A 12,988-nucleotide genomic window follows, 5' to 3' on the forward strand; every position below is an offset into this window, starting at 1 on the left:
TGTATCATTCAGTATCAAATGACTTGTGCTAAGATAGGGTGTGACGTCAATTTTACCTTTAAAACGAAGCCTGATTTACCTGTTCAGTGTTGCTTTTTTCAGCTGTTTTCTGATCATTCTTTCCATCAGTTTTGTTTATCCGCTTGTTTTCCGTCACGAAACCATGTGGATAACGCCCGCAATAACTGCATTTACCTTGCTTTTTTTCGCATGCATTGTCCTTTTATTCTTTATCGCCAGCTACCGATGGCTTCGCTGCCAGGACAAGCGGACAGTGATAAGAATCAGTGCCATGTTTTTTCTGATCATGGTCATTTTTGAAGCAGTGCTGATCATTTCCTTCCGCACGATTCTTCCTCCGGTCATTGATGGCGGGCATACGTATGCTGAAGCACTTTATCTGCTCACACACGGGCACGCCTCAGGCAGCATCTATTTCAAAATTTATCCAAACAATATTCCGGTCACTTTGCTTCGCTACTTCCTCTACAGTCTGTTCGGTTCAATGCGTATCTCCAGTTTTATGCTGATCGACCGTTTTTTTTGTGCATTGATTCTTGACCTGGGTATTTATATTTCATGGAAGCTGGTGCAAAGATTCTTTGACAGCCAGACCGCTTGTTTCTTTCTGTTGATCGCGATAACCTGTCTGCCGCTTTATCTGTACACTATGTATTTCTATACGGATACAGCAGTCATTGCGTTTCCGGTCCTTATGCTCTATCTGTGGTATCTTTACGCCCGGAACGGAAAACAGCGGTACATGATCCTGCTCGGCCTGACACTCGGGGTCGGCGTACTGATTCGGCCGAACCTGATTCTTTTTCTGCCTGCTTTAGCGATCTACATGTTTTTCACTCTGAAATGGAGGAAAGTACTGCTCAATCTTGCGCTCATTGGTCTTTTGATGATCGTCCTGAGCACTGGTGCGCAGCAGATCGAACGGCATTTCGGCTATCAGCATGATCCAGCTCTGAACATGCCCACGCTCCACTGGATCATGCTTGGTCTGTCGCATGATGGAGGTTATAATCACCGGGATTATCGGCTCACTCGCTTGCAGACGACACCCATGTTGAAGAAAAAGGCTGACCGGCAGCAAATCGCGAAGCGTATTCAAGCATACGGGATCAGAGGTCTGATCCGCATATGGGGAATTAAAGCGGCCCGGACTTACGGTGTCGGCGCACATGGTTATTACTGGTACACGCATAGTTCGGCTCATCCGACAGAGGCTTACCAATATCTTTTCAATCGAAAGAATCAGGTAACCATCTATATTATTCAGATATTCTATGTCGTTCATCTGATTTTGCTGCTCTTATCGGTCCTGCGTTCTTTTCGGATAAAGGCAGCAGACCTGAACCTGCTCATCCAGATCTGCCTGCTTGGAAACTTTATCTTCTATGTGTTTGTCTGGGAAGCCGAGCCACGCTACAGCCTGCTTTTTACACCGTTCATTCTTCTTGGGGCGTTATTCGGTTTCAAGGAACTTGAGCTACGGATCAGCACATGCAGCATCTGGAACAAGCATGGCGCGCTCAGCCGCCAGCGATTACAAGCTGCGGTCGTCATCACTCTTTTGACGGCTGTCAGTTTGGGCGGATTGGCAGGCATGTATGCAGTAACGGAGGCACACTCGCCGCAGCGTTATTATATTGTCGACCAGCGCTACAAAGTTGGTAAAGGAGGCATTCAAGTCGATGCGCGCCATTCCGTAGCGCAGACATTTCAGGCAACCGGCCCATTCAACCGGATCTCGTTCGGCGTGTTGAAAAACAGACGGCACGCAAAATACAGATTCGTTCTTTCTGAAGCACGATCCGGGCATGCTTTGTTTGCAAAAACATTTGCCCCCCGGTACAGACAGCCTGTGCAAACATTCAGGATCGCGCATGGCGGGATTAAGGGGAAAAAACAAATAACGATTACCCAGCTCCATGGAAATAAGGGCGCATCGCTTACCTTGGCAATCAACGGAAGCGGCTATGAGCAGCGCGATCTCTACCCCGGAGGATTTCTTTCACAGAATGGAATCCTTAAAGAGAGAAAAGATCTTCAATTTGCCGTATATCGTATTGCCAAAGGAGCGTATTTAAGCAAAACCGCTTATGGACTGCTGCTTGCGCTTCCAGTAATGATGCTACTCTGGTATGCCTATGTCAGTCTCGTGATGAATCAACATGAGATCAAAGCGAATTCGTTAGAAATGAACAAAACTGAAAAGTCCACTGATTGAAGAAAACCAGCCACCGAGGAACATTGCCCGGCAGCTGGTTTTTTGCGCGGTCATCAGAAAACAGAGCAACTAGTTTCGATGAATAGCACCGAAATGTTTCAGCGGCCAGTATCGGAGATCCACTTTACCGACCACTTTTTTTTCGCTGACAAAATGGAAAACCCGGCTGTCAGTGCTGTTCTGCCGGTTGTCACCCATGACCCAAAGCATTCCCTCTGGCACACGTTCCTTCCCTGTCAGTTCTTTCAACGAAAAATCCCAGGTCAGCTGACCGGTCAGCATCGCCCTTTTTTCCTGTTTCAGAAACGGTTCATCGACAGGTTTTCCGTTCACATACAGCTGATCATTTTTGTACTGGATTGTGTCGCCAGGAAGTCCGATTACACGCTTTACATAATCATCAGTCCTGGTCGCATGAAAGATAACGACGTCAAACCGTTTCGGCTCAGAAAAGCGATAATTAATTTTATTGACGATTAAACGGTCGCCATTATCAAGTGTCGGCTCCATGGACGGACCGTCAACGATATAATTTCCAAGTATAAAAGTACGAACGATGATGACGATCAGCACAGCAAGTGCAATCGCCCGAAACCATGCAAACGTTTCGCTTCTTTTCTTGTCCTGACTCATACTGCAACGACTCCCAGTTCATTCACAATTGCTTCACACGACAATGTACATGAAGAATGCTTTCTTAGAGAAACCGGCTTCGCCATGCCTGTAGCAGGCACGAAGCATTACGATCATTCTTAAAAAATTTTATACTTTCTTATCGCAGATCTCAAGCGTCTGCTTGCCATTTCGCGCCCGTTCGCGCGCTGTGTCTCCAATTCTGATAAGGGTTCATTTATACCGATCCCGGCACCGATGACGGAATCAATAAGTGTACCCACTGAGCATCAAAGAGCTTTTATGCCGTTGATCTTATACCTGACGGACATTCCAGCTGCTCGCTTGCCGCGGGCACACCGCGAGCCTCCTCGGACAACTGGAATCTGCGGAGTCTCACACTTTCGTATCTGGCTTACAGGATTAGCTAAAATCATATACTTTTTTTACCCCTGATTAGAAAACTTGGCTTCACCAAGCCTTTGACACGAGCGAAGTCGCCGTCGCACTTATACTATTTTCCTTAAAATTTATATACTTTCTTAATAGTATAAAAAAGCACCGACGGTCACCCGGTGCCTACGATTCATCTCATTTCCTTTATCGGCAGATTCCGTTAAAATATTATGTCTTTTACTGCTGATGGCACATCAGTAAAAACACGCACTTTCGCAATCCACCCAAAAGTCATGATTTAAACATTAAAATCGCCTATCGGAGCACAAGACTTTGCAGAATGGTCAAGTGATTAAACGGCCAGTAACGGACAGACACCTTGCCGACAACCGCTTTTTGACTGATAAACCCTAAATAGCGGCTATCTTCACTGTTCCGGCGGTTATCTCCCATTACCCAAAGCTTCCCTTCCGGAACCTTGACAACACTGGTCTTGGATTTCAGACTGAAGTTCTCTGTCAGCAGCTGACCATCTGATAGGGCATCTTTATATGCTTTTAAATACGGTTCAGCCACTTTTCGACCGTTCACATATAACTGATCATTTTTATAAACGATGGTATCCCCCGGCAGTCCAATAACTCTTTTGACAAAATCATCCGTTTCGTTTGCATGAAAGACAATGATATCGAAACGGTGCGGCGAACCGATTGAGTAGCCGATTTTATTTACAATAAGCCGGTCACCATCATCAAGTGTCGGCATCATCGACTCACCGCGGACAATGTAATTACTGAAAATAAAATGACGGACAAGCAGAGCAATGACAATTGCAATGGCAACCGCTCGAACCCAGCTCCAGAATTCTTTTTTTGTTGTGCTCATTGACTTGCAAAAGTCCCTTCTTAATGGCTGCGCCCCACGACACCGCTTATCGATTAAGCAGACTGCCCACATATTTTAATAATTCGTTGGCAGATGTTGTATTATAACCGTATTCATCCACAAGTCTGGCAATAACTTCATTAATTCGTTTCAGCTGCGTCTCATCCGGCGTCTTACTTGACGTTGTTATTTTCACGACATCCTTTAGATCAGCAAACAGCTTTTTCTGAATTGCTTCTTTCAGCCGTTCATGGGACTTATAATTAAAACGCTTGCCCTTGCGCGCATAGGCCGAAATACGGATCAGAATTTCTTCTCTGAATGATTTCTTGGCATTCTCTGAAATTCCGATCTGCTCTTCAATTGAACGCATCAGTTTCTCATCCGGATCTACTTCGTCTCCTGTAATCGGATCAAAGATTTTATTGCTGTTGCAATATGCTTCAACATTATCCAGATAATTGTCCATCAGCGTCTTGGCAGACTCTTCAAACGAATAGACGAATGCTTTCTGTACCTCACTCTTTGCCAATTCATCGTACTCTCGGCGTGCCAGCGCGATATACTCAACATAGCGCGCCCGATCTTCGTCAGAAATTGAAGGATGCTGATCCAGCCCTTCTTTTATGGAACGCAGAATATCCAGAGCATTGATTGATGGGACGCCTTTCTTAATGATTGCCGAAGAAATGCGGTTGATCACATAGCGTGGATCGATACCGCTCATACCTTCATCCGGAAATTCATGACGCAGTTCTTTGATATCCGCCGCATTGTAGCCCTCAACGATTTCACCGTCATAAAGGCGCATTTTTTTGATAAGGTCGATTCCCCGGCTCTTTGACTCCTTAAGACGTGTCAAAATAGAGAACACAGCTGCCGTTCTTAGCGCATGCGGGGCAATGTGCACACTCGCCACATCACTTTCCGAGATCAGTTTTTCATAAATCTTTTCTTCATCGCTGACTTTTAGATTATAAGGCACCGGCATGACAATCATACGTGAGTGGAGCGCTTCATTTTTTTTGTTGCTGATAAACGTTTTATATTCCGTTTCATTCGTATGTGCAATGATGAGTTCATCTGCTGAAATTAAGGCGAATCTTCCGGCTTTGAAATTACCCTCCTGTGTCAGCGAGAGCAGATGCCACAGAAATTTTTCGTCACATTTCAGCATTTCCTGAAATTCCATAAGTCCGCGGTTCGCCTTGTTTAATTCACCATCGAATCGATAAGCGCGCGGATCAGATTCTGAGCCATATTCAGCAATGGTGGAAAAATCGATGCTGCCAGTCAGATCGGCAATGTCCTGAGACTTCGGATCAGAGGGGCTGAAAGTGCCAATGCCGATTCGTTTATCTTCGGAAAGAAAGATTCGTTCGACAGGGACATTTTCAATGTGGCCATCGTAATCTTTCTCAAGGCGCATTGCATTCAATGGAGAGAGATTGCCTTCGATACGAATGCCTGTCTCCTGGAAAAATTCTTCACGTAGATGCGGTGGAATTAAATGGAGAGGATCTTCGTGCATTGGGCAGTCTTTAATCGCATAAATCGCCCCTGCATCGGTCCATGAGTATTTCTCAAGTCCATGTTTGAGCATGGTGACAATGGTCGACTTACCACCGCTGACAGGCCCCATTAAAAGCAGGATGCGCTTCTTGACGTCCAGCCGCCGAGCAGCCGGATGAAAGTATTCCTCGACAAGCCGTTCAATGGCCTCATCAAGCCCGTAAATCTGTCCATCGAAGAAGTGGTAATGTTTGTGCCCATCCTTCTCGGAAACACCAGCCGAAATAATCATCTGATAGACTCTTGAATGTGCGGATTGCGCGATCATCGGATTCTTCTTTACTAGTTCCAAGTAGTCTGCAAATGTTCCTTCCCATTTCAGCTGTTCTTCATAGTCGCGGAATTGTTTCAGTTTATCAAGAAAGTTCATTGTATCCCCCCTAGAAAAGATTCGCCAATGTTTCACTCATGTATTTAAGTGTATGCTGGCGGATGTTAATCTTTCATGGAAATAGGGGAAACTGCTGCAGAAACGCCTGATTTGGAAAAGCAGGAAAAGCGTTCACAAAGGAAAAAAACACTGCCGTTTCCTTAACGAAAATATTTTATGACAGCGGAAGAACGGCGACGGAGGATGCGCGGATGCATCGTCAGCAGGATGCATGAAGCACCCGCCAGTTTTCTTCAAGATAATCCGGGAAACCGCTGCTGACGCAGTGCTTCATAAATAATAATTGCTGCTGAATTCGAAAGGTTCAGCGAACGGATCGCATCGGTCATTGGAAGGCGAACACAGCGATCCTGATGGCTCGCAACAAACTCCTCAGGCAGTCCGGTTGTCTCGCGTCCGAAGAAAAAATAATAGTCTTTACTCGGATCGCTGTAATCAAACGCATCATATGGCCGGCTTCCGTCCGTCTCAACGAGATAGTACTCACCATTCGGATGCCGATCAAAGAAATCATCAAGTGAGTCATAATAATGCAGATCTACCGACGCCCAGTAGTCCAGACCGGCACGCTTCAAATGCTTGTCATCTGTGGAAAAGCCAAGCGGGCGGATCAAATGAAGACCGCTGCGCGTCCCGGCACAGGTACGCGCAATATTCCCGGTATTGGGCGGGATCAGCGGCTGATAAAGCACAACGTGATTACTCATCGTATAAAAACTCCTCTGCAGACCGTGAATGAAAAAAGGCCGGATGCACCGACCCTGTTGAACATAATGACGAAAAATCGAATTTATTATAACACAGTAAGGCAAAAGAAATCATATCTGATCCTTAATATGGAAAAATTTGTAGGCGATATTTTCTGTCCATGCCGGTGAATCCGTATATGCCCACGGTCTGTGCCGCGCGTCATAGGTATGCGCATTCACAAGTGGGTCTCCAGCGCCATCGATTGCGGTCACCATTGTATTGTGGTTCCAATGCCCGTCCCCTTCAAAGTCATAACAAATAACGTCTCCCGGAACAAGATCACGCGCACTGCTTTTTTCAACGGTACCGATGATATTGCCCTGCTTGCTCAGATACCAGCGCAGACTGTTCGCAACGGTCCAGCTGAAACTCCAATTGGTTTGTTTCTGCCACCATCCTCTGTTTCGTATGGGATCGCCCCACATTTCAATTCCTCCTGCATGCAGGCATTGAGAAATATAGTTAGTACAATCATCCGCAACCTTCGGATAGCGTGGATTCCTTTGATTCCACCACAGATCTGCATAACGAACCGCCTGAAGCCGATCATAGCGCCTTGATCGAGTCATGGAAGGTTCACGCATGTCTGATGTATGCGTGGCAGCTTCCTGAGCAGAGACGAGGGGAATTAAGGCATCGCTAACCATTCGGCCGTTACGGATCACGGCTTGACGGTCTTCACTCCGTTCCTCCAGGAAAAAATCCTGCTGTCTTTGGATTAACCACTGAGTGTGGAGACAATAATCAATAACCAGATCCTCACGCTTATCCAGGGTACGAACGTCCTCTGCATGAACAATGACCTGTTCAATTTCTGCCCGCTGATCTCGCAGTGCTTTTACTTTGTTTTCCATACGCCGCTCCTCATCCGCATCACATGCCAGGCGGTGAAGATCGGCAGCACCTACCCAATAATTACCAAGTTTTGATATATGGTCTTGAAAGATGTCTTTCCAGTCCACAATGATTCCTCGTTTCGCCATGATTTCTCTTTCTCTACTGTTTTTATGCGCTGAGGCATAAAATCATGACGCAGAAACTGCAGGCGGATGCCATCTACACTTGCTCCAGATTCAGCAAAAAGCGTTTCGTGGCAAGGCCTCCTCCGTAACCGATCAGTGCACCGCTCGCACCAATCACGCGATGACACGGAATAACGATTGGTACCGGGTTACGATTATTTGCCATGCCGATCGCACGTGCACCTTTCGGATTGTTTATCCGATGCGCAATTTCTTTATACGAACGCGTCTCTCCGAACGGAATTTCGGCAAGCGCCTGCCATACTTTTCTCTGAAAATCCGTTCCTTTCATCAGCAGCTTTAACGTAAAGCTTTTTCTTGTTCCTGCAAAATAGCCGCTCAGCTGACGCATCGCCTCGCCGCATTGCATTTCATCCCGGATCAGAACAGCGGGCAGCCCATTCCTGAGTGCCCATTGTTTTAATTCAGATTCACGGTCATTGCATGTACCAAAATCAAGATGGCATAATTGATCTTTATAAACGGCCAAGGTCAGGGGGCCGATCGCAGAATTCATCTCACAGACAGCAAGATAATCATTCGCATTCATGACATTTCTCCTTTTAGAAAACTTGTCTTCACCGTATCTCTGGCAAAGGTGCCGTCGTACTTAAATTTAACAATTCAAGATACAAAAATGAGATCAGATGACGCGGCCGATTGTGGCTGAAAACTTATCTACTTAGCTATGTTTCATTTAATGTTGTTTCCTGACTCACGGTAAGCAATAGAGGGTCATAAATGATTAAAAACTACAGCAGGCTTTAACAAAACTACCTATATTAATTATAGCAAAAATTGCGGAACGTTCTGCTCTTTTGTCAGCAATGATCCTATGTTAACATGAAATACCAGAATGCATGTTTGCGCCCTTGAAGCAACCAGACAGATCATGCTGAATGTTTTTTTACCAATCAACCCATTCATCGTGATAAACAATGTTATTCTTTAAGCCGGCCTTTATGGTACACTAACACTAGAATGAATGCACAGGAGGCGCGCCATGCTTGATGTTACGCTTTCATCTCAATTAAAGTCTGCGGTTCCGGACTTTAAGATCGGAGTCATGTTCTATTCGTCAATTGTGATCGGTAAACTGCCGGCACTCATTGGAGACCGACTACCGGTTTATTATAATAATGTACAAATGAGTTTTGACACGCAACCGATTAGTGCAATTTCCGGAATTCAGGAATGGCGTCAGATCTTTAAAAAAGTGGGAACAGATCCCTCGCGTTACCGGCCTTCTCAGGAAGCACTGCTTCGGAAAATTAAAAAAGACGGCACGCCGCATTTTGTTCATTCCGCTGTTGACCTGATCAATTTTTTCAGCGTTCAATACAGCATACCGATGGGTATTTATGATGCTGAGCAGCTGGACGGAGCCATACAGGTTCGCATCGGTACGGAAACCGATCAATATGACGGTTTGAACGGGCGTCTCATGCATATGAATCAAAAAATTATTTCTGCGGATCGAAACGGCGCATTCGGAAGCCCGATTGTCGATTCAAAGCGGACCTGTGTCACACCGCAGACGACTCAGGCACTGCAACTTGCTTACGTGCGCCCATCCATGGATTCAGGAGAAGCGCAGCGGCTGATTGAGAAAATGGCGGAAATGTTTACACAGGTTCATGGTGGAACGTATGAATGGAAACTCATTCAATAGAATACGCTTCTTACAGGTTTAAATAAGGAGGAGTTCCATGAATTCAGATTTGTTCAGTGTTGATTACTTTAAGGAAGCGCTGCATCTGCAGGTACAGAAAAATGAAGCTGTTCAGACTCCGGTTCAAACGATGAACAGTTACTACCGCACGGTTGTCAGCGCAATCATTCAGGATCGGATCAATAAAAATTTCGAACTCATCCGCCGAATTCGAAATCTGGATACAGCTTATAAAGAAGTAAAAGAAGAAATCATGTCACAGCAGCGATAACTTATCTCAAAATGACTTTGAATTGCTGCAGCAGCTCACTTGCTGCGAACCTTCGATGCTCAGCCAGGCCATTATTTATTGATTTGATTAGAATAAAATTGAAATTAGTACCGTACTTTAATCATCCTTAAAATCTAATACGTTCCTGGTAAGATAAAAAGATCACCGCATGCCTTCGCAACTGGTGATCTTCTTATTTATCGTGCTGCACGGAACCCCGCCTGCTGTGCGTCGCTCCGGTTTTTGAAACAAACTTCTGCTTTTGTCACTTTATAATAAGGATCGGATGGCATATGATATATTTTCCCTCGTGATGAGACGTTTCCCTTAATTAATCCGCTGCAGTTGCCTTGGGCATTCGGAGCAGATTGTCCTGATCCGGAAATGTTTGATTCAGTACTTACAGCTGAATGACTGCTGTCCTTATGTATCTCATTGTATGCTTTCGTCCCCTTCATCACGTCGGAATGGAACCCGTCTGAAGCTGCATAGCCGCTGACCGCCCAGATTTTGAGTTTTTTTGCACGCGACTGCTGCTCTATCGCCTGAAACTGATTCAGATATTTTGTGTTGGGCGGATACACGTAAGCAACACGTGCCAGACCAGCTGACAGCTGCAGTGCTTCAAACGACTGCCCGCCTACAAAGACATAGGCAAGCAGCCGGCCATATTTATCGCGTGCCCCATCCTTTGCAAGCTCAAGTGTAACCCTTTTGCCATCCAGCAGCTGATGTGCATGTGCGCTTGCTTCCGGTCCGTATGGCTGAACACCCAATTTCGGATGATGTGTTTCCGGCGTATCAATCAACAGCACGCGCACAGTGGTTACTTTTCCTTTATAAAGTACTTCAAAGGTATCGCCATCAATGACTTTGACGACCTTAGCTGTCACACCGTTGTCCGGTATCCTAATTGTTTTCGTATAACTGCCGGCCGTTTCATTGACCGCTGATGCATGCGTACCGGGTGCCGTACTCGAACCGGTCGCGCCGGTACCCACTTCTTCCGAACAGCCGAATAACAAAGCACATACTAAAAGGCTGAGAAAGGCCCGTAAACATCCGTTTTTTAAGATTGCCAACCTTGCCGCGTGATTTTCTGTGGAAAAACTTTTTCGATTCATCATGTATTCACCTTTTTAAAAATTTTGGGCAATAAGAAACGGCCGTCGGCGTAGACGGCCGTTTTGCATTATCATCAACGCTGTAATTACAGGCGGCAGATATTAAGAGGACAGCGATCTTCGCAATGGCAGATAGACTTAATATACTTTAAATCTTTAATCACGATGGAACCGTGATAGTAATCAATCGCCCCGTCATTTTTCCATGCTTGCAGCATCCGGTTGACCGTCTCGCGCGTCGATCCAATCAGCTGAGCCAGATCCGTATTGGTTAAACTGATGGTATAGTGAATATCACCATTGTCATCTGTACGGCTGAATCCGTGAATCATGCGAAGCAATGTTGACGCGAGTGCTCCATTTTTGCCATAGAAAATTAAATCGCGCATTTTGATCTGAGTAAACTGTCCCAGCATACCCGACCACTTGAGAAATTCAAAAGACAGGCTCGCATTTGTGAGCAGCAGCGGCTCGAGATCTTTTTCATTAATGACGCCAATTCTGCAGTCACTCATAGTCGTCGCCGTGAATGAGTTTTCAACACTGCCGAGACAGCTGACTTCTCCGAACAGATCATTTTCCATGAAATAATGCATGACCAGGTCTTTCCCGTCATAAGCCGTTTTGAAGACTTTGATGCACCCTTTCAGCACGAAATAGAGCTTGTCAGCAGAATCACCTTCCCAGAAAATGTTTCTGTTTTTTTTGAAGGTCGTCTCGACCATTATCGATTTCAGCGCATTCATGCTTGATTCTGAAAACATACACGTATTGGTCAATCCGTCCTGATTTAAGCAAGCGATCTCTTCCATAGCATCACGCCCTTAATTTTCTAAAAGATGCATCCTGCTGTGAGTGAAGCATGGATGGGGAAAACAATAACGAAGCCCCGGCAATGGCGCAGACTTTATTTCCTAGTATTTATTATACAAGATGTTTTCTTAAATTGGCGAAAAAAGTGTGACGAAAATCATACATGTTACCTGGAAATTCATCCTCCAGTCCTTACGGATTTCGACCATTGACAAAGAAACTACTGTGACTGTGAATAAGCATGGGCCGACTCATGCTATAATGAAGTTAAAAGAGCACCGTCAGGAAAGAAGGAAACAATATGGCACAACTAACTGCCGGAATGATTACGACCCTCGAGGTTTCACATAAAGCGCCGTTCGGCTATTTTCTCAGCTGCGGTGACCAGGAAGTCCTGCTTCACGAGCATGACACAGGAGCAACTTTAGCGGATAAAGACAAAGTCACCGTTTTCCTTTATCAGGACCATCAGGGAAGAATCGCTGCAACTACCGCCCTCCCCTCAATCAGTTTCGATACATACGGCTGGGTCCAGGCTGTGTCTCTGCACAAGAAATACGGTGTATTTGTTGATATCGGCATCAAGAAAGACTTGCTGCTCTCCAAGGATGATCTTCCGGATGAGTGGATTTACTGGCCGCAGCCAGGTGACCATGTCTACTGCAGCTTGAAACTGGATAAGAAAAACCGCCTGTTTGCCTGTCTGGCAGATGAGTCAGCTATTCAGGGAACTGGCAAACCGGCTCCTTCCGAATTGCAAAATAAAAACGTGCAGGCAACAGTCTATCGTCTGCTCGACGATGGGGTACATGTCATTACCGAGGAAGGCTTTCTTGGCTTTATTCACAACAATGAAATTGACACTCCTCTGCGACTTGGACAGTCGGTTTCCGGACGCGTTATCGCTGTAAAAGAAGATGGGCGATTGAACCTTTCTCTGAAGCCGCGAAGCTATGAAAGAATTGGTGAAAATGCTGAAAAGATTCTCAACTATATGGAAGATCGTGATGGTGCAATGCCTTATTGGGATAAAAGCAGGGCGGAAGATATCAGAGATCGCTTCGGCATCAGCAAAGGTGATTTTAAGAAAGCGCTTGGCCAGCTCATGAAAGCAGATCGATTGTATCAAAAAGAAGGCTGGAGCTATCTGAAAAAATCAATGCCCGATCATCCGGAAACATGATCGGGCATTGATTTTATATTTATTATTCTCTGTTAACATGTCATTAAGATGATGTTCC

The 12,988-nt window shown here is 45.5% G+C and carries 12 protein-coding genes; 4 read left to right on the top strand and 8 right to left on the bottom strand.

Going from position 1 to position 12,988, the window contains the following annotated elements; all coding sequences use genetic code 11:
- Positions 1–40: 40 nt before the first annotated feature.
- Entirely contained in the window at positions 41–2,239 is a 2,199-nt protein-coding gene (locus M3N64_RS02075; protein WP_497007931.1) for a glycosyltransferase-like membrane protein, read from the top strand.
- Positions 2,240–2,308: 69 nt separating this feature from the next.
- Here M3N64_RS02075 and lepB (M3N64_RS02080) read toward each other — a convergent pair whose 3' ends face one another.
- The 6 genes from lepB (M3N64_RS02080) to M3N64_RS02105 all read right to left on the bottom strand — a co-directional run bounded on the left by lepB (M3N64_RS02080) (position 2,309) and on the right by M3N64_RS02105 (position 8,417).
- Entirely contained in the window at positions 2,309–2,872 is a 564-nt protein-coding gene (gene lepB, locus M3N64_RS02080) for a signal peptidase I (protein WP_249096614.1), read from the bottom strand.
- Positions 2,873–3,562: 690 nt separating this feature from the next.
- The gene (lepB, locus tag M3N64_RS02085) at positions 3,563–4,132 is read right to left on the bottom strand and encodes a signal peptidase I (protein WP_249096618.1); all 570 of its coding nucleotides are present in this window, start codon (positions 4,130–4,132) and stop codon (positions 3,563–3,565) included.
- Positions 4,133–4,178: 46 nt separating this feature from the next.
- A complete protein-coding gene (locus tag M3N64_RS02090; RefSeq protein WP_249096620.1) occupies positions 4,179–6,074 on the bottom strand; it encodes a PrkA family serine protein kinase in 1,896 nt (631 codons plus the stop codon).
- A 254-nt stretch (positions 6,075–6,328) separates the two neighbouring features.
- The gene (locus tag M3N64_RS02095) at positions 6,329–6,802 is read right to left on the bottom strand and encodes a tRNA (cytidine(34)-2'-O)-methyltransferase (RefSeq protein WP_249096622.1); all 474 of its coding nucleotides are present in this window, start codon (positions 6,800–6,802) and stop codon (positions 6,329–6,331) included.
- Positions 6,803–6,913: 111 nt separating this feature from the next.
- Complete coding sequence (locus M3N64_RS02100) at positions 6,914–7,807, bottom strand: amidase domain-containing protein (RefSeq protein WP_249096625.1); 894 nt, start codon at positions 7,805–7,807, stop codon at positions 6,914–6,916.
- A gap of 94 nt (positions 7,808–7,901) precedes the next feature.
- A complete protein-coding gene (locus M3N64_RS02105) occupies positions 7,902–8,417 on the bottom strand; it encodes a methylated-DNA--[protein]-cysteine S-methyltransferase (RefSeq protein WP_249096627.1) in 516 nt (171 codons plus the stop codon).
- A 453-nt stretch (positions 8,418–8,870) separates the two neighbouring features.
- Between M3N64_RS02105 and M3N64_RS02110 the strand changes: the two genes are divergently transcribed.
- Both M3N64_RS02110 and yvfG read left to right on the top strand, forming a co-directional pair.
- Positions 8,871–9,539: a B3/B4 domain-containing protein gene (locus M3N64_RS02110; protein ID WP_249096632.1), complete on the top strand. Its 669-nt coding sequence runs from the start codon at positions 8,871–8,873 to the stop codon at positions 9,537–9,539.
- Between the two features lie 37 nt (positions 9,540–9,576).
- Positions 9,577–9,810 carry a protein YvfG gene (gene yvfG / locus M3N64_RS02115; RefSeq protein WP_249096634.1) on the top strand — a complete coding sequence of 78 codons (234 nt, stop codon included), beginning with the start codon at positions 9,577–9,579 and terminating at the stop codon, positions 9,808–9,810.
- Between the two features lie 197 nt (positions 9,811–10,007).
- Here the strand turns inward: yvfG and M3N64_RS02120 are convergent, their stop codons facing one another.
- Positions 10,008–10,934 carry a thermonuclease family protein gene (locus tag M3N64_RS02120; protein ID WP_249096636.1) on the bottom strand — a complete coding sequence of 309 codons (927 nt, stop codon included), beginning with the start codon at positions 10,932–10,934 and terminating at the stop codon, positions 10,008–10,010.
- Positions 10,935–11,020: 86 nt separating this feature from the next.
- Positions 11,021–11,746: a Crp/Fnr family transcriptional regulator gene (locus M3N64_RS02125; protein WP_249096642.1), complete on the bottom strand. Its 726-nt coding sequence runs from the start codon at positions 11,744–11,746 to the stop codon at positions 11,021–11,023.
- Between the two features lie 302 nt (positions 11,747–12,048).
- Between M3N64_RS02125 and M3N64_RS02130 the strand changes: the two genes are divergently transcribed.
- The gene (locus tag M3N64_RS02130; protein ID WP_249096655.1) at positions 12,049–12,930 is read left to right on the top strand and encodes a CvfB family protein; all 882 of its coding nucleotides are present in this window, start codon (positions 12,049–12,051) and stop codon (positions 12,928–12,930) included.
- Positions 12,931–12,988: the final 58 nt, after the last annotated feature.

This window comes from Sporolactobacillus mangiferae (genome assembly GCF_023336505.1).
Taxonomy (GTDB): domain Bacteria; phylum Bacillota; class Bacilli; order Bacillales; family Sporolactobacillaceae; genus Sporolactobacillus; species Sporolactobacillus mangiferae.

Bases quoted from the DNA above. Each gene is read 5' to 3' on its own strand.
- lepB (WP_249096614.1), bottom strand. From the start codon at position 2,872: ATGAGTCAGGACAAGAAAAGAAGCGAAACGTTTGCATGGTTTCGGGCG.
- lepB (WP_249096618.1), bottom strand. From the start codon at position 4,132: ATGAGCACAACAAAAAAAGAATTCTGGAGCTGGGTTCGAGCGGTTGCC.
- M3N64_RS02090 (WP_249096620.1), bottom strand. From the start codon at position 6,074: ATGAACTTTCTTGATAAACTGAAACAATTCCGCGACTATGAAGAACAG.
- M3N64_RS02095 (WP_249096622.1), bottom strand. From the start codon at position 6,802: ATGAGTAATCACGTTGTGCTTTATCAGCCGCTGATCCCGCCCAATACC.
- M3N64_RS02105 (WP_249096627.1), bottom strand. From the start codon at position 8,417: ATGAATGCGAATGATTATCTTGCTGTCTGTGAGATGAATTCTGCGATC.
- M3N64_RS02110 (WP_249096632.1), top strand. From the start codon at position 8,871: ATGCTTGATGTTACGCTTTCATCTCAATTAAAGTCTGCGGTTCCGGAC.
- yvfG (WP_249096634.1), top strand. From the start codon at position 9,577: ATGAATTCAGATTTGTTCAGTGTTGATTACTTTAAGGAAGCGCTGCAT.
- M3N64_RS02120 (WP_249096636.1), bottom strand. From the start codon at position 10,934: ATGAATCGAAAAAGTTTTTCCACAGAAAATCACGCGGCAAGGTTGGCA.
- M3N64_RS02125 (WP_249096642.1), bottom strand. From the start codon at position 11,746: ATGGAAGAGATCGCTTGCTTAAATCAGGACGGATTGACCAATACGTGT.
- M3N64_RS02130 (WP_249096655.1), top strand. From the start codon at position 12,049: ATGGCACAACTAACTGCCGGAATGATTACGACCCTCGAGGTTTCACAT.